An 18,944-nucleotide genomic window follows, 5' to 3' on the forward strand; every position below is an offset into this window, starting at 1 on the left:
CCTCCGGCGGTCCGACGGACGGAGTCAGGTGCTGCCGCCCGGACAGGTCTAGCCGGTCGAACAGCTCGGCAGACCGGCCGTGTCGCCGCTCTTGATCTTCTTCAGGGACGCCGTCGCGTCCTTGATGTTCTTCACCCGCACCAGGGTCAGGCCGTCGGGGATGTCGGAAGCGGCCGAGGCGCAGTTCTCGTCCGGCGTCAGGAAGTACCGGGCGCCCGCCTGCCGCGCGCCGACGAGCTTCATCCCGATGCCGCCGATCGGGCCGACCTTGCCGTTGTCGTCGATCGTGCCGGTGCCGGCGACGAACTTGCCGCCCGTCAGATCGCCGGGCGTGATCTTGTCGACGATCCCGAGCGCGAACATCAGACCGGCGCTCGGTCCGCCCACGTCGGCCAGCTTGATGTCGATCTCGAACGGGAACGTGTGGTCCGTCCCGGCCTGGATGCCGACGATGGCGCGGTCGTCGCCCTCGTCCGACTTCACGGTCCTGATCGTGACCTTCTCGGTGCCCTCGGGCTCCTTGCCGGCCTTCTCGGCCGCCTGGGCGACCTTGGCCGGGACGATCGTGAAGACGACGTCCTCGCCCGGCTTGTGCTTGGTGACGATCTCGGCGACGTCCGGCGGCGCCTCGACGGTCTTGCCGTCCACCGCCCTGATGACGTCACCGGCGTGCAGGGTGCCGTCGGAGGGGCTGTCCTTGACGACGGCGGAGACGATCACCCTCGACGTGACGGGGATGTTCTCCTCCTTCAGGGCCGCGACCTTCGCGCTCTCCTGGGACTGGCTGAACTCCTCGGCATTCTCCTGCGTGGACTGCTCTTCCGTCTTGCCGTCCGGATAGAGGGTGTTGTGCGGCACCACGATGTTGTCGTGCGACAGCCAGCCGTAGACCGCCTCGACCACATTCATCTTGTAATCCGCGCCGGTGACCCTGACGGTCGTCATATTGAGATGACCCGTCGTCGGATAGGTCTTGCGACCGGCGATGTGGAGGACCGGCTCGCCATTCGCGTCGCCCAGTGTGTTCACCGTCGGACCGGGACTCATCTCCGCGTACGGAACGGGAATGAACACTCCCGCACAGAGCAGCGCGATGAGGACGAGGGTGGAGGCGAGCATCGTCGCGGTGCGGCGTGGCATGGAACGACAGTACGGGAAGGGTCTGTCAGTGCACCCCCGGGGCCGGTCCGTACGGGGCGACTTGGCCCGGTGCGTGGCCCGGCGGGCGGGCGGCGGACAGGGGGCGCGGGCCGGCGAGGGGGTGCGGGCGCGGGTGGCTAGGTGGCGTCCGTCGTGGCCGGGTGGGATTTCGCCATCGCGTCGCGGAAGCGCGCGTAGCCGGCGAGTTCGGCTATGTCTCCGGTGGTTCGGTTCCTCGAGACCCAGCTTCCCCATATCGCCGCGCCTACCGCGGCGAAGAGCGGAATCAGCAACCAGGCAAGCGCGGCCATCCCGACCTCCTTACCCATGTGTGTGTGCGAACCGACTGATCAGCAGATTAGTCATCTGCTGCTTCAACGCTCCGCGCAGGGGTGCGGTTACGCAAATCGGGCCACACGGGAACGGAGAGCGACCCGGCGGTACGGGAAGGGCGTCAGCAGGCCCCGACCCATTCCTCCGTACCGTCGGAGAATGTCTGGTGCTTCCATATCGGCACTTCGTGCTTGAGGTCGTCGATCAGCTTCCGGCACGCCTCGAACGCCTCCGCGCGGTGCGGGCAGGAGACGGCGACGACGACCGCCAGATCTCCGACGGCGAGGTCACCCACACGGTGGACGGCCGCCAGTGCGCGGACGGGGTGGTCGGCGACGACCTTCTCGGCCACCCGGCGTAGTTCGGCCTCGGCGGACGGGTGACAGGAGTAGCCGAGGGTGTCGACATCGGCGCCCCCGTCGTGGTTCCGGACGGTCCCGACGAACAGGGCGGTGCCTCCCGCCGCGTCGTCGCCGACGGCCCGGAAGATCTCGTCGACGGACAGCGGGCTCTCGCGGATCGCCAGCAGACGGATGGGATCCTGTGCCGCCTGCTCACCCGGGTGCGCCTCGATGCGTGCCATGCGGCCCATCGTGCCGTACGGCACCGGCATCACGTAATGGCGCGTTCGACCGGCTGTCGTGCCGCCCGCTTGGAGCCTTCTACAGAGGACGACAGGCAGCGGGCGTCAGGCGCCCGGCGCGCTTCTCGTATCTCAGTTCTCAGCTCTCAGCGCCGGCGTGCCTTGCGGGCGCGGCGTACCACCGCTGCCGCGCCGAGCAGGGCGACCGTCGCTCCGGCGGCTCCGGCGGCCGTGGCGTCCTTGCGGCCGAGGCGGCGGCCCGCGACGGTGTGGCGTCCCTCGACCTCTTCGAGAAGCGCGCCGAGGACTTCCTCGTTGGTCCACCGGGGCCGCCAGCCGGCGTCGTGGAGACGGCTGACGCTGACCACCCAGGGATGCATCGTGTAGGCGAGGTCGCCGGCCGGGGACGGTGTGAGGCCGATGCGGTGCAGCCGGGCGGCGGCGCCCAGGGCGACGGCGGAGGGCAGCTCCATGCGGCGGATGCCGCTCAGCTCCTCGATCTCCTCCTGTTCGAGCCAGCCGTCGCAGCCGACCGCGAACTCGCCGTCGACCTTCTCCAGCGCCGCGTACTCCAGGGCGCTGACCAGGTCGTCCACGTGGCAGAACTGCCAGGTGGGCCGGGAGCCCGCGACGACCAGCAGCCGGGGCGACTCGAAGTAGCGGGTCAGGGCGGTGTCCGTGCCGCCGACGAGGACGGCGGGCCGTACGACGGTGACGTTCAGACCGGGGTGCGCGCGGGGTGCCCGGCGGCCGAGCCGCTCGATCTCCAGCAGGTCGCCGACGCCCGTGGCCTCCGCAGTGGCGCGCAGCTCGGCGTCCTCCGACAGCGGGATGTCGTTGTCGGGCAGCGCCCCGTAGACCATGGCCGACGTGCACAGGACGACCCGGTGGACCCCCGCGGCAGCCGCGGCGGTGAGCACGGTCTGGGTGCCGCGGACGTTGTAGGCCGTACGGGCCGCCGCGTCCCGCTCCAGGTCCAGGTCGAGCGCCAGGTGCACCACGACGTCCGCGCCGCGCAGTTTCTCGGCGATGGCCGGGTCCCGTACGTCGAGGATGTGCCACTGCGCCTCGGTCACCTCGCCGCGGCGCTCGTCGATGGCGACGACCTGCTTGATCTCCTCGGACGCCGCGAGGCGCCGGGTGAGCAGGTCGCCGACGCCCGAGGCGGCTCCGGTGACCGCGACGACGGGGCCGCGTGGCGGGGTCGGGGTTGAGCGGTTTCGCGCTGCGCGAACCTGCGGATCTGGGGAACTCACCGGGCGTCTCCAGCGGTTGTCTTCAGTACGGACGTGTATGAAACGTGCGTACCAGGTGGCGTCCATCCTGCCGCAGGCCGAGCGTTGGCGGAGCACCGAGCCCGGATGCGGCCTCGGATGTCTACGCTGGGTGGTGTCGGGCAGTCGCCGTCGGCGGAAAAGCCGGCGGCCCAACGAGCCGAGGAAACCCGTGAGTGACACCCCATTCGGATTCGGCCTTCCGCCGGAGGAGCCAGAGGACGGCGACGGCAAGAAGAACGACCCCGCCGGAGGTGGTCAGGGTGCCGGCGGCGGAAGCGGCGGGGGCAACCCCTTCTCGGGGTTCGGCCTGCCGGGCGGTCCGGGCGGTGGCGCGGGCGGGGACAACCCGTTCGCCGCGATGTTCGGATCGATGAACCCCAACGACCTGGGCGCCGCCTTCCAGCAGCTCGGCCAGATGCTCAGCTACGAGGGCGGTCCCGTGAACTGGGACATGGCCAAGCAGATCGCCCGCCAGACGGTCGCGCAGGGCACGTCCGACGGGACGAAGGACGCCAGCGTGAGCCCCGGCGAGCGGATCGCCGTCGAGGAGGCCGTGCGGCTGGCGGACATCTGGCTGGACGCCGTGACGTCGCTGCCCTCCGGTGCGGGATCGACCGTGGCGTGGAGCCGCGCCGAGTGGGTCGAGGCGACCCTCCCCGCGTGGCAGCAGCTCGTGGATCCGGTGGCCGAGCGCGTGGGCGCCGCCATGGGTGACGTGCTGCCCGAGGAGATGCAGGCCATGGCCGGGCCGCTGATCGGCATGATGCGCTCCATGGGCGGCGCCATGTTCGGCCAGCAGATCGGGCAGGCCGTGGGCGTGCTGGCGGGCGAGGTGGTCGGTTCGACCGACATCGGGCTGCCCCTGGGCCCGGCCGGCAAGGCCGCGCTGCTCCCGCTGAACATCGCGGCCTTCGGTAAGGACCTCGGCATCCCGCAGGACGAGGTGCGGCTGTATCTGGCCCTGCGCGAGGCCGCCCACCAGCGGCTCTTCGCCCATGTGCCGTGGCTGCGGTCGCATCTGTTCGGCGCCGTCGAGGGTTACGCGCGGGGCATCAAGGTCGACGCCTCCAAGCTGGAGGACGCCGTCAGCCAGCTCGACCCGTCGAATCCCGAGCAGCTTCAGGAAGCGCTCCAGCAGGGCATGTTCCAGCCGGAGGACACCGTCGAGCAGAAAGCCGCCCTGGCCCGCCTGGAGACGGCGCTCGCGCTGGTCGAGGGCTGGGTGGACGCGGTGGTGCACGAGGCGGCCAGGACCAGGCTGACGTCGGCCGACGCGCTGCGCGAGACGCTGCGCAGGCGCCGCGCGTCGGGTGGTCCGGCCGAGCAGACGTTCGCCACCCTCATCGGCCTTCAGCTGCGCCCCAGGCGCCTGCGGGACGCCTCCCGGCTCTGGGCCTCGCTGACGGACGCGCGGGGCGTGGACGGCCGCGACGGGCTCTGGGAGCACCCGGACAATCTGCCGACGGCCTCGGACCTGGACGACCCTGACGGCTTCGTCCATCACGAGCACGCGGACTTCTCCGAGCTGGACAAGATGCTCGGTGAGGCGGCGGGCGGCGGGCCGAAGCTGGAGAAGGACCCCGAGAAGGGCGCGGAGAAGGGCCCGGCGGAGAGCTCCGGCAAGGACAGCGACCAGCCCGAGGACAAGCCCGGGAACAAGCCCGGGAACAAGGGCGAGGGCGACGACGAGGGCAAGGACGACAGCGCCAAGTGAGCCTGCACGACGACGCCGTCCGCGTACTGGAGACGTACGACGGCCAGGAGGAGCTGCGCGGGATCTATCTGGAGCACCTGGCGGCCCGACCGGACGGGATGTGGAAGTCCTGTGAGGCCGGGCATGTCACGGCGAGCGCCCTGGTGGTCGACGCGGAGCGGGGGCGGGTTCTGCTCACCCTCCACAAGAAGCTCGGCATGTGGCTGCAGATGGGCGGCCACTGCGAACCGCAGGACGGTTCGCTCGCGGCGGCGGCACTGCGCGAGGCCACGGAGGAGTCCGGGATCCCGGGACTGACGCTGCTGCCGGGCGGGCCCGTACAGCTCGACCGGCACCGGATCCCGGCGCCCTGCCACTGGCATCTGGATGTCCAGTACACGGCTCTGGCACCGGTCGGGGCGGTCGAGGAGATCAGCGAGGAGTCGCTGGATCTGCGCTGGTTCGCGTACGACGAGGTGGCGGCGGTGGCCGACGGGTCGGTCGTACGGCTCCTGGAGCGCACGCGCGCGGCGCTGTCCGGGCGGGTGCGGGGCTGACAGGAGCGAGCGGGGGCGGCCTCCGAAGAGACCGCCCCTGTCCCTGAAGGACCGAACCGAACCGGACGACCGGACTCAGCCCCGGTTGTTCCATACGTTGTTCTGGTTCTGCGCGTGGGCGCCCTGCTGGCCGACGCCGAACTGCGCACGCGCGCCCTGCCCGATGTCCGCGTTCTGCGGCGGCATGACCTCACTGGGCTGCACGAGCGCGAAGCCCTGGCCGAGGAAGCTGAGCTCCCAGCCCTCACCCGTGTTGCCGCGCCGGCGCCGTACGCCCGAGGAGTGCGTCTGCGCCTGCATCTGTACCCGCAGCGCGGAGGACCACGCCACGATCGCGTCGGCGTCGACGTTGACGTACTTGTCCGGCGTCACGTGCATCATCAGGGGCTGCCCGGACGTCATCAGGGCGACCTTGCCCCGGCCCGAGATGTTGAGCTGGAACTTGCCGGAGCCGGAGATGCCGTACTGGCTGTCCACCGCGATGACCTCGGTGTGCAGCGTGGAGTCGAGCGCCAGGACATAGGCGCTGTCGACCGTCATGCCGTCCTGGTCGACGTCCACGACGTGCACGTACTGCGCGAGATTGGCGAAGTAGATCGTCCCCTGACCCGAGCAGCGCATCAGGTCGAGGCCCTCGCCGGTGTTCGCCCTGGCACGGCGCTGGCCCTGGGACTGGTACTCACCGTCGAAGTCGACGAGTCCCTGGTAGGCGACCATCGCGCCCTTGCGGGCGAGGACGTCGTCCTGGCCGGTGAGCGCGACCCGCAGCAGCTGCGGGTTCTGTACGACATAGCGGTCCTGGGACTGCGTTTCCGCGAGTCCGAAAAGCGGGCTCTGCATGATGTTCTCCTCCCCCTCAGCCCCGGATCCGCAGGCGGTCGGTGCTGTCCTCGCTCGGTTGTACGACGACGATGCCCTGGCCCGAGAAGGCCATCTGGAAGGCTTCCCCGCTGCCCCGCCCGATCAGCGACGAGGCTTTGAAGCTCCGCTTGCCCTTCACCTTGAGCCCGGGTGACCAGGCCACGAGGGCGTCGGGGTCGACGTACGTCTCGTCCTCGCCACGGCCGCAGTCCACGACGATCGGCGTGCCGCGCGAGGTCAGCGCGACCCAGCCGGTCCCGGCGATCGTGACGTTCCACAGGCCCTGACCGGCGAACTTCGCCAGTCCCTTGACCTTCTCGACGCCCCACTGGAGGTGCGCGTCGAAGGCCAGCAGGTTGGTGCCGTTGACCGAGAGCGAGTCGTTGTTGAGATTGATGACGACGACGTCGGCGCCGTAGTCGGCCAGGTAGAGCAGGCCGTCACCGGCGCACTTCATGATCGGCGCGCCTTCGCCCGTCACCCACTGACTGGCGATCTGACGTACGGCGGGCGGGTTCGGCTCGTACTGCACGAAGCCCTCGTACGCGACCATCGAGCCGGTACGGGCGTAGAGGTCCTGCCCACTGGCCATGGCGACCTTGAGCATGGTGCGGCCGTGATTCTCCATCCGGGCCGTGACGGGGGTCGGGGCGAAGCCCGCGAGTTGCTGGTTCATGTGCCGGACTCCCTCAGACCTCGTACGGCTGGACGACGATGAAGTTGCCGGGTGCTCCCCGGAACTGCAGATTCACGGTCTCTCCGCTGTGCCCCGGATACGCGTTGCGGCGCAGCCGGACCTGGCTGGAGAGGATCACCTGGGAGGCGGCCGACCAGGCCACGACGGCGTTGCAGTCGGCGAAGGTCGTGGGCGTGACCGGCAGGACCACCGGGACACCGTGGGTCTTCACGACGACGGTGCCGGTGCCCTGGAACTGCATGGTGAACAGGGCGCCACCGGGGATGCCGTGGCCCTCGATACGGCGGACCTCGTACTGCAGGGTCTCGTCGAAGGCGAGCACGTTCTCCGCGGAGACGCAGACGGCGTCGCCCTGGAGCTCGATCGGGTGCAGATGCGAGCCCTCCTCGGCGAGGAACACCTGGCCGCGGCCGGAGCAGCGCATGAGCTGCATCTCCTGCCCGGTCGCGTTCCCGACGATGCGGCCCGCGAAGCCGGCGCTCTTGTAGCCGAATTCGACCTTGCCCTGGTACATGACCATGCTGCCCTGGCGGGCCAGGACGGGTGTGCCGCCCATGGCGAGGTCGACCCGCATCAGCTGCTGGTTCTGCGGGGTCCAGCGCTGGCCGGTGGCCGCCTCGCGGTACGGCTGGAGCGCGGCCTGGAGACCGGGACCGGCCTGCTGGCCCGCTTGCGGCATGCCCGGGGGCGGTGCGCCCTGGGGCTGGCCTCCGTACGGAGGCGGCGTCGGCTGTCCGTACGGCGAGGGCACGCCGGGCGGCTGCCCCTGACCGGGGAACTGGCCGGGGACCGGGCCCGGAGGCTGACCGGGGAGCTGGCCGAACTGCGGCTGCTGCGGTGCCTGCGGCGGACCGGGCGGCTGCGCGTAGGGCGACGGCGCGGGCGCCGGTGCCATCGGCGCGGCGACGGTCGGCGCGCCGTGCATGGGGTGGGGCGCGGGGGCCGGGGCCCCCGGCGGGGCGCCGAACGACGGCGGGGGCACCGGCGCCTGCGGGGCGGGCGGCGCTCCGAAGGACGGAGCGGGCGCGGGGCCGCCGGGCGGCGGGGCGAACGACGGTACGGCTCCGCCGACGGGCGGCTGGGCCGCGGCCGGTTCCTCCTCGGCGACCTCACCGCCGAAGTTCTTGAGCAGTGCGTCGAGTCCGCCGTCGAAGCCCTGGCCGACGGCGGCGAACCGCCAGACGTCCTTCAGGTAGAAGTCGCCGAGCATCACCGCGCGTTCGGTGCTGAACTCGGAGCCGTTGAACGCGTATCGGACGACTTCTTCGCCGCCCGCGACTATCCGTATGTATCCGGGACCGACCTGGGACATCTGTCCGGCGCCGTCGACGGTGGCGGTGAAGGAGAGCCGGTGGATGTTCGCCGGAATGCGGTCGAGCGTGACGCGGAAGGATTCAGTGTCCCCCGACTGCGCGCCCAGCAACTGGACGGATTCCTCGGGAGACTTCGGCTGATTGAAGAAGATGAAATACCGGTCGTCCGAGAGCTGTTCATTGGCGTCGAGGCCGAAACAGCTGATGTCGAACGTCAAGCCGGGCGCCGCGATCTGCACACCTACGTACAGATCCGTCCCCGGCGTGAGGTCACTGATCTTGGCCTTGTGGCCGCGTTGGAATTCCCTGGCCATGCGTAACGACCGTCCCCCATCCCGAGCTGAACACGTCGCGTCAGGCTAACGGCTAAGTCCGACATTGAGCCAAGCCGGTACACATTCGGTACACGATCACCGAAGGGCCGCGATCACTCTCCGGGAGGGGTGGGCAGATGCGGCAGCCGCTCGGCGGCGACGACACCTTCGAGGTAGCCGCGGGCCCGTTCGGTACGGGGGTACGCCTCCAGCAGCTCCCAGAAGCGCGGGCCGTGGCCCGGCACGAGCAGGTGCGCGAGTTCGTGGACGAGTACGTAGTCGACGACGTACTCGGGCATGCCCTGCAGACGGTGCGACAGGCGGATGCTGCCCTCGGCCGGGGTGCAGGAGCCCCAGCGGGTGTTCTGGTTGGTGACCCAGCGGACGGACGCGGGCCGGGCCCGGCTCTCGAAATACTGCTCGGACAGCCGCTTGGCGCGCTCGGTGAGATCGCTGTCGCCGAGGATGCGCTTGCTCTCCTGGGCCGCGAGTTTGTCGAGCATCACGGTCACCCAGCGTCGCTCCTCGGCCTCCGACATACGGGCCGGGATGAGCACGATGGTGCGGTCGCCCTCGCGGTAGGCCGAGACCGTCCTGTTGCGCCGGGCGCTCCTGCGGACCTCGACGGCGCTGGTGGCCGGGCCGCGCTGCGGGCGGCCGGTCACGCCGCGCTCTTCGCTTCCGGCGCTGTGCGATGGGGATTCCCCCGCAACGCGAGGGGAAGGGTCGGCGGACACGCCTCGACGTTACCCGCTGTCAGTGTGGAACGTCCCGTCGCGGGGACCATTCGATCTTGATCCACTCCATACACCCGTCATTTGAACGGCTAATTCCCCACGCCTGTGGATAACTCTCCGCAACTCTCACCGGTTCCCTGCATTCTGGAATCGGATCGCACGACAGGCACACGGGGGAGACGAATATGCATCCAATGGTGAAGCCCGCGCTGCGCAGGGCTTGGCGGGAGCGGCAGACGGTGCAGTTCGGAATCACACCCGCACACGCGGTGGTGGTGGGCCCGGTCGATACGGCCACGGGCAGCTTTCTCGACCTGCTCGACGGCACACGGGGGCTTCCGCTGCTGCGGGACGAGGCGCGGAGCCTGGGGTTGCCGGACGGCAAGGCGGACGCGCTCGTGGACCGGCTCGCGGCGGCGGGATTGCTGGACGACAGCACGGCGGGAGGTCGAGCCGCCGAAGCGTTACGGAATCGAAAGGTCGAGGTCGACCGGTTGCGGGCGGATCTGGCGTCGCTGTCCGTCACTCACCGGGAGCCGGGCGCGGCGATGGAGCGGCTGGCGGCGCGGCGCACCATGCGTGTGCAGGTGCGCGGGGCGGGCCGTGTCGGTGCCGCCGTCGCCGCCATGCTCTCGGCTTCCGGGGTGGGCCGGGTGGATGTGCTGGACGGTGGGCTCACCCAGCCCTGGGACGTGGCGCCGGGCGGGGTGCCCGCGGAGTCGGTGGGTGAGCGCAGGGATGTGGCGGCCCGGCTGCTGGTCCGGCGCTCGGCGCCGGGCAGATCCGGCCGGGCATCAGGGGCCGATCCGGATGGGGCGGAGGCAGGCGCCGTCGATGACGCGCCGGGTGGGCGAGTGGCCGAGAAGGCCGAGCGGGCCGACGCGCGGGCGGCCCTGGCGAGCGGTGGCGGGGCGGGGCTGTCGCTGGTGATCGTCGCCCCGCGGGACGGGCTCGCGGCGTACGCCCCGGATCCGGCGTCCGCCGAGCGCTGGATCGCCACCGGGACTCCGCATCTTTACGCGGGGGTTGTGGAGGCGACGGGTGTGGTGGGCCCGCTGGTGCTGCCGGGCGGCACGGCGTGCGCGGGCTGCCTCACCGAGGAGCGCACCGGCCGGGATCCTGGGTGGCCGCTGATGCTGGCGCAGTGGCGGTCGGGACGCAGGGCGTCGGTCACTCCGGCCTGTGACCTGGGGCTCGCCACCAGCGTGGCGGGTCTCGCCGCCGCCCACGCGCTGTCCTTCCTGGACGGGGAGCTGCCGGCGAGCACCGGTGCGCGCTGGGAGATCACCCTGCCGTTGCTCGACTGGCGTTCGGAGCGGATCGCGCCGCATCCCGTCTGCCCGTGCGGGGCCGCCGGAGAACTGGAGGGAGAGGGCATGGCGGTGACCGGCACGCCGCACGACACAATGGTGGGGTAACCGCCGTACGCGGCTCGGCTGTCTGGGATTTGGAGGGGCGCATGTCTGATCTTCCCCGGAAGGCGGTCACCCGAACTGCCAAGTTGGCCGCGCTGCCACTGGGCTTCGCCGGTCGTGCCACGTGGGGTCTGGGCAAGCGGATCGGCGGCAAGTCCGCGGAGATCGTGGGCCGGGAGCTGCAGCAGCGCACGGCGGACCAGCTCTTCAAGGTGCTCGGCGAGCTCAAGGGCGGTGCCATGAAGTTCGGGCAGGCGCTGTCCGTCTTCGAGTCGGCGCTGCCCGAGGAGGTGGCGGGGCCCTATCGGGCGGCGCTCACCAAGCTTCAGGAGGCGGCCCCTCCGATGCCGACCGGCACGGTGCACAAAGTGCTGGCGGAGCGGCTCGGCGAGGAGTGGCGTGAGCTGTTCCTGGAGTTCGAGGAGAAGCCGTCGGCCGCCGCGTCGATCGGCCAGGTGCACCGGGCGGTGTGGCACGACGGGCGGAATGTGGCCGTCAAGGTCCAGTACCCGGGCGCCGGGGAGGCGCTGCTGTCGGACCTGACGCAGCTGAGCCGGTTCGCCCGGCTGCTCGGTCCGCTGATCCCGGGCATGGACGTCAAGCCCTTGATCAACGAGTTGCGCGACCGGGTGTCGGAGGAGCTGGACTACGAGTTGGAGGCGCAGGCCCAGCGGGAGCACGCGGCGGAGTTCGCGGATGATCCCGATGTGGTCGTGCCCGACGTGGTGCACCAGTGCGACCAGGTGCTGGTCACGGAGTGGATGGACGGCATGCCGATGGCGGACGTGATCGCCGACGGCACCGAGGAGCAGCGCGACCGCGCGGGTCAGCTGCTGGCGCGCTTCCTCTTCTCCGGTCCGGCCCGTACGGGACTGCTGCACGCGGATCCGCATCCGGGCAACTTCCGGCTGCTGCCGCCCGCCGGCGCCGGGGAGGACGGCATGGAGGCCGAGGGCGAACTGCGGCTCGGTGTGCTGGACTTCGGCACCGTGGACCGGCTGCCGGGCGGGCTGCCCGAGACGATCGGTGAGTCGTTGCGGCTGACGCTGGAGGGTGACGCCGAGACGGTGTACGAACTCCTGCGTACGGAGGGGTTCGTCAAGGAGTCGATCGATCTCGACCCGGACGCGGTGCTGGAGTATCTGGTGCCGATCATCGAGCCGGCGGAGGCGGAGGAGTTCACCTTCAGCCGGGGCTGGATGCGTACCCAGGCGGCCCGGATCGCCGATCCGCGGTCTCCGGCACACCAGTTGGGGAAGCAGTTGAATCTGCCGCCCGCCTATCTGCTGATACATCGCGTCACGCTGAGCACGATCGGGGTGCTGTGCCAGCTGAACGCCACGGTGCGGCTCCGCGAGGAGCTGGAGGAGTGGCTGCCGGGCTTCCTGCCGGAGGAGGAGTTCGGGTACGAGGAGGAGACCGAGGCCGAGGCGGAGGCGGAGGCGGGCGCGTAGGTCTTGTCCCGACAACGCACCGCGGGGGGCCGGTCCTTGAGGACCGGCCCCCCGCGTCTGAGGCATCTATAGCTCGTGGCGTTGTCGCGCCCGGCCGATGGGGTCAGTTCATGACCGCCATGGCCAGCGCGCGGCGGGCGCGCATCGACACGCGCTCGGCGCGGCGCTGCATCCGCCGAGCGGCGACCAGGCGCACGGCCTGGCGTTCCGCATCGGCTTCACGCAGGCGCTCGGCCATATGCGCACGTGCCATGGCTTCTGGAATGAGTTGCATCTCGCGGGTCCTGTTCTGACGCGAGTCGCTCGCGCCGGTGGTACTGACAGCTGAAACGGCGGAGCCGGAGGGCTCTCGCAGGGAAGAGGTCATCGGGGCCTGCTTCTTGGGATCGTGCGTGAAAGGGCGGTCGATGGTGCCGGTGGCGTTCATGCCGCGACCGGGTTCTTGCGCGGACGGCCACGCGGCCGCTTGCGGGCCACGACCACACCCTGGATGAAGAGCTCGCCGCCCCAGACACCCCACGGCTCACGCCGCTCCTTGGCGCCGGCGAGGCAAGCCTCCATCAGCGGGCAGGTGCGGCAGAGCGACTTGGCGTACTCGACGTCGGCCGGGGACTCCGCGAAGAAGACCTCCGGGTCGTAGGCACGGCAGGGAACGGGTACGCCGAGGTTCTCGATGGCGTCGTCGAGCGCGGTGAGCGCGGTGAGCGGGGTCAAGGTGGAGTCCTCCGTGGCGCGGGGCGGGGTGATCGTTTCGGAAGGCGGTACTGACGGGGCGTGCGCTTCGAGTTGCACGGTGGTGTCTTCCTCGTCTGGTCGGTCCGGCCTGTTGGCCAGGTGTCGGCTGGTACCGGGTGGTGTCTTCTCCCGAGGCCCCTTCGCTCCGTCCGTCCCGTTCGGGACAAACAGAAGGGCCGCGGATCCCGGGTGGGGTTCCGCGGCCCTGAAGGCGCCGGCCTGATCATGAATCAGGCTGGATCACTCCAGGGTTCAGGCCCACGGATGGCCCACATCGTGTGGTGCTGCTTCGTCTGCTTCTTCGATTCGGCACCGGCTGCCGCAAACTCATAGGCCTTGGCCTGTGCTGCTGCTACTTCTGCTGCCAGTGCCTTACTCGGTCGCTCATTGCCGCCTGTGACAACGCTCGCGACAGGGAGAGTCACAGGGTTGATCCGGCCGGCGCGGGCGCCGGACAGAGCGGTGGCGATGAACGAAGATCCATCAGTGGCGAGCAAGCCGGGACGCAGAACGTCGAGAGAGCAGCCGGAGACGACCGAGAGATCGGTCATTTTGGCGGTGCTGACGAACTTGCTGGTGATGCTGATCACTGGAATCGCCTCCTCTCGGCGTATCGAAATCCGGATACCACTTCGGACAAGTAGAGCACGGGGACAGGGCTTCGGAGAAGCCCGCCGTTCCCGTGGTTAAGAACCTATGGTGATTCGCGGGGCGGGCGCAAACTATTTTCTCGACGAGTTTGTATCAGCTCTCCTCGTCCTCCCCAACAGGCTCCTCACCTGCGCAGATGGCGAGGACATCGGCTCCGAACCGCTCCAGCTTGCGGCCACCGACGCCGGAGATCCTGGACAGCTCACCGTCGTCGCCCGGCACGGACTCCGCGATCGCCATCAGTGTCTTGTCGGTGAACACGCAGTACGCGGGCTGGCCCAGCTGTTTCGCCTGGTCGGAGCGCCACTCCCGCAGCCGCTCGTACAGCCCCTCGTCCATGTCCGAGGGGCAGCCCTCGCAGCGCATCAGCTTCATCTCGCCCGCGTCCGTCAGCGTCGTGCCGCACACGCGGCACAGCACCGGGCCGCGCCGCTTGCGCCGGCCGCCACGCTCGGCCGCGCCGCCCGCCGCCGCGCCGGCGCCCCGTGCTCCCGGGGCGGCGGAACCCGGCCGCAGACCGCTCAGGAAGCGGGTGGGCCGCCGGGAGGCCCGGCCGCCGGGGGCCCTGGAGAGCGCCCACGAAAGGGAGATGTGCAGCCGGGCGCGGGTGACCCCCACATAGAGGAGCCTGCGCTCCTCCTCGACCTGCTCGTCGGTCTTGGCGTAGGTGATCGGCATCATGCCCTCGGTCAGGCCGACCAGGAACACGGCGTCCCACTCCAGGCCCTTGGCCGCGTGGAGCGAGGCGAGGGTGACTCCCTGGACGGTCGGGGCGTGCTGGGCCGCGGCGCGCTCGTCCAGCTCGGCGACCAGATCGCCGAGGGTCGCGGTCGGCTTGGCCCGGACGAAGTCCTCGGCGAGGCGCACGAGGGCGGCCAGCGACTCCCAGCGGTCACGCACGGCGCCGGAGCCGGTGGGAGGTTCGGTGGTCCAGCCCTTGGTGGAGAGCACGGCCCGCACCTGCGACGGCAGATCGACGACATCGTCGAGCAGCGAGTCGTTGCCGCCGAAGCGGGCCGCGCCGCGCAGGGCCGCGCCCGCCTCCCGTACCTCCTGGCGCTCGAAGAACCGCTCGGCGCCACGGAGTTGGTAGGGCACCCCGGCGTCGGCGAGCGCCTGCTCGTAGACCTCCGACTGGGCGTTGATCCGGTACAGCACGGCGATCTCGCCGGCCGGGACGCCCGCCGCGACGAGGTCGCGGATACGGCGCGCGGTGCCCTCGGCCTCGGCCGGCTCGTCCGCGTACTCCGTGTAGACGGGCTCGGGGCCGGCGTCGCGCTGCGAGATCAGTTCCAGCCGGTGCTCGGCCGCGCGGCCCCTGGCCTGATTCAGCAGGCCGTTGGCCAGGTGCACCACCTGGGGGGTGGAGCGGTAGTCACGGACCAGCTTCACCATCGTCGCGCTCGGGTGACGCGTGCGGAAGTTCAGCAGATGGTCCGGGGTGGCGCCGGTGAACGAGTAGATCGTCTGGCTGGCGTCGCCGACGACGCAGAGATTCTCCCGGTCGCCCATCCAGAGTTCGAGGAGCCGCTGCTGGAGCGGGCTGACGTCCTGGTACTCGTCCACCACGAAGTGCTGGTACTGGCTGCGGATCTGGTCGGCGATGTCGTGCCGGTCCTGGAGGATGCCGACCGTGAGGAGCAGGACGTCCTCGAAGTCGATCACCGACCTGTCTCGTTTCAGCTGTTCGTACATCGCGTAGATCTGGCCGATCTCCGCCGGGTCGCGCGGGGCGTCGCGGAGGGACTTGGCGACGGCGGCCGGGTAGTCGGCGGGGACGGTCTGGGTGACCTTGGCCCACTCGATCTCGCCGGTGACATCCCTCAACTCGTTGCGGTCGAGCCGGATCCGGCAGCGGGCCGCCGACTCCGCGACCAGCTGGACCTTGCGCTCCAGGAGCCGGGGCAGCTCGCCGCCGACCACCTTGGGCCAGAAGTACTGGAGCTGGCGCAGCGCCGCCGAGTGGAACGTACGCGCCTGGACACCGCCGGAGCCGAGCTGGCGCAGCCGTCCGCGCATCTCCCCCGCCGCCCGGTTGGTGAAGGTGACGGCGAGGACGCTGGCGGGCTGGAGGATCCCGGCCCGCACGCCGTACGCGATCCGGTGGGTGATCGCGCGCGTCTTGCCCGTGCCGGCACCGGCCAGCACGCACACCGGACCGTGCAGCGCCGTCGCGACCTCGCGCTGCTCGGGGTCGAGCCCGTCGAGCACCGCGTCGGCGTCGCGAGGCGGGGCCACGAACTGGCTGCCGTCGGAATCCTGCGGGAAGAGTGAGGAGTGCGTTGCTGCTGTCACCCCGCCATGCTGCCAGGTCCCGTGAGGCTGGTGCTGCACTTGTCCACAGGGGAGTCACGTTGGTCGTACAAGTACGGGAATGGTGACCAGGTCACGTACGTTCACCTGTCAGCGAAGACATTTCGAGCCTGCCAGAGGAGCGCGAGAGACATGCCGGGGACCGTGACGATGTACAGCACCACATGGTGCGGATACTGCCGTCGGCTCAAGGGCCAGATGGACCGCGAAGGCATCGCGTACACCGAGATCAACATCGAGCACGACCCGGATTCGGCGACTTTCGTCGAGAAGGCGAACGGCGGCAATCAGACGGTGCCGACCTTGCTCTTCGCGGACGGTTCGACACTGACGAACCCGTCCCTCGCGCAGGTCAAGCAGAAGGTCGGCGCCTGAGCCCACGGGCCCGGCACGACACCGCAGGAGCCCCCGCCGGTCGGCGGGGGCTCCTGCGTGTTCCGGCCAGTCCCGGTCAGACCCGGTCGGTTCGGTCAGTTGAGCGGCTTCGGCAGCGGCTTTCCGTACCAGAGCTCCGTCAGGCGCGCCGCGATCGAGATCCCCGACGGCGGCAGGACCTCGCCCGACTCGATGGCCACCCGCAGGTCGTCGCGGGAGAACCAACGCGCCTCCTGGATCTCGTCGCCGTCCACGGTGATCTCGTAGGACGTGGCGCGCGCCATGAAGCCCAGCATCAGGCTGGAGGGGAACGGCCAGGGCTGGCTCGCGACGTACTCGACGTCGCCGACCGTGATGCCCGCCTCCTCGAACACCTCGCGTGCCACGGACTGTTCGATCGACTCCCCGGGCTCCACGAAGCCCGCCAGCGTCGAGAACCGTCCCTCCGGCCAGTGCACCTGGCGGCCGAGGAGCGCGCGGTCCTGTTCGTCGGTGACGAGCATGATCACGGCGGGGTCGGTACGGGGGTAGTGCTCGGCGCCGCACGCCGGGCAGCGGCGGATGTGCCCGGCCGCCGCGATCACCGTGCGCTCGCCGCAGCGTGAGCAGAAGCGGTGCAGCCGCTGCCAGTTCTCCAGCGCCACCGCGTGGACCATCAGGCCCGCGTCGCGCGGAGAGAGCAGCAGCCCCGCCTCGCGCAGCCCCGCGGGGCGCGCCGACTGGTCCATGCGGCCCGGCAGCGAGTCCTTCTGGAGGGCGAAGTAGCTGACTCCGTCCTCGTCCGTACCGAGGAAGTAGCGGTGGGTCTCGGTGAGAGGCGCCTCGAAGGACGGGGTCATGACGAGTTCGGTGCGGCCGTCCGGGGTGTCGTCTATCAGCACCTGACCGGCGGAGACGACGAAGACCCGCGTCGTCGGGTGGCTCCAGGCCGCGGCCAGCCACGCCTCGTCGAGGCGATGGTGGGCGGCCCGGTCGATGCCGCTGTGGGAGGCGAGGACGATCGGCCGGTCTGCGGCGGAGTCTCCGTCGCTGGTGGTGGTGCTCACTGGTACTTCCAACTCCCCCGGATGGGATGGGTGTCTGTTCAGCGGAGAGCGGCGGCGAGATCGCTCCAGAGGTAGGCGGTCGTTTCCACGCCCTTCAGCAGAAGGTCGATCTCGACCTTCTCGTCGGGCGCGTGCCAGCCGTCGGACGGTACGGAGATGCCCAGGAACAGGACGGGCGCGCCGAGCACGTCCCGCAGGTCGGCGGCCGGTCCCGAGCCGCCCTCGCGGGTGAAGCGGATCTTCTGGTCGAAGGCGCGGCCCATGGCCCGTGCGACCGACTGGAGCGCGGGATGGTCCAGCGGGGTCAGACAGGGGCGGGTGCCCGCGGCGAAGGTGGTCTTGTGACGGATGCCGGCCGGGATCCTGGTGTCGATCCAGTCACCGACGGCCCGCTCGATCCGGTCCAGGTCCTGGCCCGCGACCAGCCGGAACGAGAGCTTCAGCCGGGCGGACGACGGGATGATCGTCTTGCCGCCGGGGCCCTGGTAGCCACCGCCCATGCCGTTGACCTCGGCGGTGGGGCGGGCCCAGACGCGCTCCAGGGTGGAGTAGCCCGCCTCGCCGAGCGTGCCGTGCGACTTGGCCGTACGCAGCCAGGCGTCCTCGTCGAAGGGCAGCTCGGCGATGAGCGCGCGCTCGGTGTCGGTGAGCGGCGTGACGCCGTCGTAGAAGCCGGGCACGGTGACCCGCTCGTGCTCGTCGTGCAGCGCCGCGACGAGCCGGGCGGCGACGGTGGCCGGGTTCGGTACGGCGCCGCCGAAGGAGCCGGAGTGGATGTCCTGGTCGGGGCCGTACAGCTCGATCTCGCACTCCGCGAGGCCGCGCATCCCGGTGCAGACGGTGGGGGTGTCCTCGGACCACATGCCGGTGTCGGAGACGATCACGACGTCGGCGGCGAGGCGGGCCGCCCGCTGTTCGACGAGCGCGCGGAAGTGCGGCGAGCCGGACTCCTCCTCGCCCTCGACGAGCAGTTTCAGATGCACGGCGGGGGTGGTGCGGCCGGTGGCGGCGAGATGGGCGCGGACGCCGAGTGTGTGGAAGAACACCTGTCCCTTGTCGTCGGCGGCGCCGCGCGCGTACAGCCGGCCGTCCTGGACGACCGGTTCGAAGGGGTCGGTGTGCCAGCCGTCCTCGCGCGCCGCGGGCTGTACGTCGTGGTGGCCGTAGACCAGGACGACCGGGGCCCCGGGGTCGTCGGACGGCCATTCCGCGAAGACGGCGGGGGCGCCGGGGGTGTCCCAGATCTCCGCGACGGGGAAGCCGGTCCCGCGAAGTTTCGCCGCGAGCCAGTCGGCGCTGCGCCGTACGTCCGCGTCGTGGTCGGGCTGCGCCGAGACGGACGGGATGCGCAGCCACTCGGCGAGGTCGTCGAGGAAGGCCGCACGGTGGGACCGGATGTAGTCACGGGTGTGCGTACGGACGGCGCTGTCCGGGGTCTCGCTCATACATC

19 protein-coding genes are annotated in these 18,944 nt (G+C 70.6%); 5 read left to right on the forward strand and 14 right to left on the reverse strand.

Annotated features, from left to right (window positions below; all coding sequences use genetic code 11):
• Positions 1-48: 48 nt before the first annotated feature.
• The 4 genes from ACFUN8_RS19150 to ACFUN8_RS19165 all read right to left on the reverse strand — a co-directional run bounded on the left by ACFUN8_RS19150 (position 49) and on the right by ACFUN8_RS19165 (position 3,312).
• The gene (locus tag ACFUN8_RS19150) at positions 49-1,140 is read right to left on the reverse strand and encodes a PDZ domain-containing protein (RefSeq protein WP_383638630.1); all 1,092 of its coding nucleotides are present in this window, start codon (positions 1,138-1,140) and stop codon (positions 49-51) included.
• Between the two features lie 137 nt (positions 1,141-1,277).
• Positions 1,278-1,451: a hypothetical protein gene (locus ACFUN8_RS19155; protein WP_354604858.1), complete on the reverse strand. Its 174-nt coding sequence runs from the start codon at positions 1,449-1,451 to the stop codon at positions 1,278-1,280.
• A gap of 143 nt (positions 1,452-1,594) precedes the next feature.
• Positions 1,595-2,056 (reverse strand): molybdenum cofactor biosynthesis protein MoaE, encoded by a 462-nt coding sequence (locus ACFUN8_RS19160; protein WP_383638635.1) that lies wholly within the window; start codon positions 2,054-2,056, stop codon positions 1,595-1,597.
• 146 nt (positions 2,057-2,202) lie between these two features.
• The gene (locus tag ACFUN8_RS19165; protein ID WP_383638638.1) at positions 2,203-3,312 is read right to left on the reverse strand and encodes an SDR family oxidoreductase; all 1,110 of its coding nucleotides are present in this window, start codon (positions 3,310-3,312) and stop codon (positions 2,203-2,205) included.
• 190 nt (positions 3,313-3,502) lie between these two features.
• Between ACFUN8_RS19165 and ACFUN8_RS19170 the strand changes: the two genes are divergently transcribed.
• Together ACFUN8_RS19170 and ACFUN8_RS19175 are read left to right on the forward strand one after the other, a co-directional pair.
• Positions 3,503-5,047 (forward strand): zinc-dependent metalloprotease, encoded by a 1,545-nt coding sequence (locus ACFUN8_RS19170; RefSeq protein WP_383638641.1) that lies wholly within the window; start codon positions 3,503-3,505, stop codon positions 5,045-5,047.
• On the forward strand, positions 5,044-5,583 hold the full coding sequence (locus ACFUN8_RS19175; protein WP_383638644.1) for an NUDIX hydrolase: 540 nt from the start codon (positions 5,044-5,046) through the stop codon (positions 5,581-5,583). Before ACFUN8_RS19170 ends, ACFUN8_RS19175 begins: the two co-directional genes overlap by 4 nt.
• Positions 5,584-5,658: 75 nt before the next feature.
• Here the strand turns inward: ACFUN8_RS19175 and ACFUN8_RS19180 are convergent, their stop codons facing one another.
• From ACFUN8_RS19180 to ACFUN8_RS19195, 4 genes are all read right to left on the reverse strand, one after another.
• A complete protein-coding gene (locus ACFUN8_RS19180) occupies positions 5,659-6,423 on the reverse strand; it encodes an AIM24 family protein (RefSeq protein WP_383638647.1) in 765 nt (254 codons plus the stop codon).
• Positions 6,424-6,439: 16 nt separating this feature from the next.
• Positions 6,440-7,120: an AIM24 family protein gene (locus tag ACFUN8_RS19185; RefSeq protein ID WP_382569602.1), complete on the reverse strand. Its 681-nt coding sequence runs from the start codon at positions 7,118-7,120 to the stop codon at positions 6,440-6,442.
• A 13-nt stretch (positions 7,121-7,133) separates the two neighbouring features.
• Positions 7,134-8,768 (reverse strand): TerD family protein, encoded by a 1,635-nt coding sequence (locus ACFUN8_RS19190; protein ID WP_383638650.1) that lies wholly within the window; start codon positions 8,766-8,768, stop codon positions 7,134-7,136.
• A gap of 113 nt (positions 8,769-8,881) precedes the next feature.
• A complete protein-coding gene (locus tag ACFUN8_RS19195) occupies positions 8,882-9,505 on the reverse strand; it encodes a M48 family metallopeptidase (protein ID WP_382569606.1) in 624 nt (207 codons plus the stop codon).
• Between the two features lie 185 nt (positions 9,506-9,690).
• On the opposite strand from ACFUN8_RS19195, the gene ACFUN8_RS19200 reads away from it, so the two are divergent.
• Positions 9,691-10,923 carry a ThiF family adenylyltransferase gene (locus tag ACFUN8_RS19200; RefSeq protein ID WP_383638653.1) on the forward strand — a complete coding sequence of 411 codons (1,233 nt, stop codon included), beginning with the start codon at positions 9,691-9,693 and terminating at the stop codon, positions 10,921-10,923.
• A gap of 41 nt (positions 10,924-10,964) precedes the next feature.
• Positions 10,965-12,374 (forward strand): ABC1 kinase family protein, encoded by a 1,410-nt coding sequence (locus ACFUN8_RS19205; protein ID WP_383638656.1) that lies wholly within the window; start codon positions 10,965-10,967, stop codon positions 12,372-12,374.
• Positions 12,375-12,477: 103 nt separating this feature from the next.
• Here the strand turns inward: ACFUN8_RS19205 and ACFUN8_RS19210 are convergent, their stop codons facing one another.
• The 4 genes from ACFUN8_RS19210 to ACFUN8_RS19225 all read right to left on the reverse strand — a co-directional run bounded on the left by ACFUN8_RS19210 (position 12,478) and on the right by ACFUN8_RS19225 (position 16,055).
• On the reverse strand, positions 12,478-12,801 hold the full coding sequence (locus ACFUN8_RS19210; RefSeq protein WP_383638659.1) for a hypothetical protein: 324 nt from the start codon (positions 12,799-12,801) through the stop codon (positions 12,478-12,480).
• Positions 12,798-13,166: a WhiB family transcriptional regulator gene (locus tag ACFUN8_RS19215; RefSeq protein ID WP_363245589.1), complete on the reverse strand. Its 369-nt coding sequence runs from the start codon at positions 13,164-13,166 to the stop codon at positions 12,798-12,800. Before ACFUN8_RS19215 ends, ACFUN8_RS19210 begins: the two co-directional genes overlap by 4 nt.
• Before the next feature lie 173 nt (positions 13,167-13,339).
• Positions 13,340-13,699 (reverse strand): hypothetical protein, encoded by a 360-nt coding sequence (locus ACFUN8_RS19220; protein ID WP_383638662.1) that lies wholly within the window; start codon positions 13,697-13,699, stop codon positions 13,340-13,342.
• Positions 13,700-13,853: 154 nt separating this feature from the next.
• Entirely contained in the window at positions 13,854-16,055 is a 2,202-nt protein-coding gene (locus ACFUN8_RS19225) for an ATP-dependent DNA helicase UvrD2 (protein WP_383638665.1), read from the reverse strand.
• A 150-nt stretch (positions 16,056-16,205) separates the two neighbouring features.
• Between ACFUN8_RS19225 and ACFUN8_RS19230 the strand changes: the two genes are divergently transcribed.
• Positions 16,206-16,448 carry a mycoredoxin gene (locus ACFUN8_RS19230; protein WP_383638668.1) on the forward strand — a complete coding sequence of 81 codons (243 nt, stop codon included), beginning with the start codon at positions 16,206-16,208 and terminating at the stop codon, positions 16,446-16,448.
• Between the two features lie 95 nt (positions 16,449-16,543).
• On the opposite strand, the gene nudC is transcribed toward ACFUN8_RS19230, so the two are convergent.
• Positions 16,544-17,494 (reverse strand): NAD(+) diphosphatase, encoded by a 951-nt coding sequence (gene nudC / locus ACFUN8_RS19235; protein ID WP_383638671.1) that lies wholly within the window; start codon positions 17,492-17,494, stop codon positions 16,544-16,546.
• 38 nt (positions 17,495-17,532) lie between these two features.
• Complete coding sequence (locus tag ACFUN8_RS19240) at positions 17,533-18,939, reverse strand: dipeptidase (protein WP_383638674.1); 1,407 nt, start codon at positions 18,937-18,939, stop codon at positions 17,533-17,535.
• Positions 18,940-18,944 lie beyond the last annotated feature (5 nt).

The organism is Streptomyces sp. NPDC057307, assembly GCF_042667665.1.
Classification (GTDB): Bacteria; Actinomycetota; Actinomycetes; order Streptomycetales; family Streptomycetaceae; genus Streptomyces.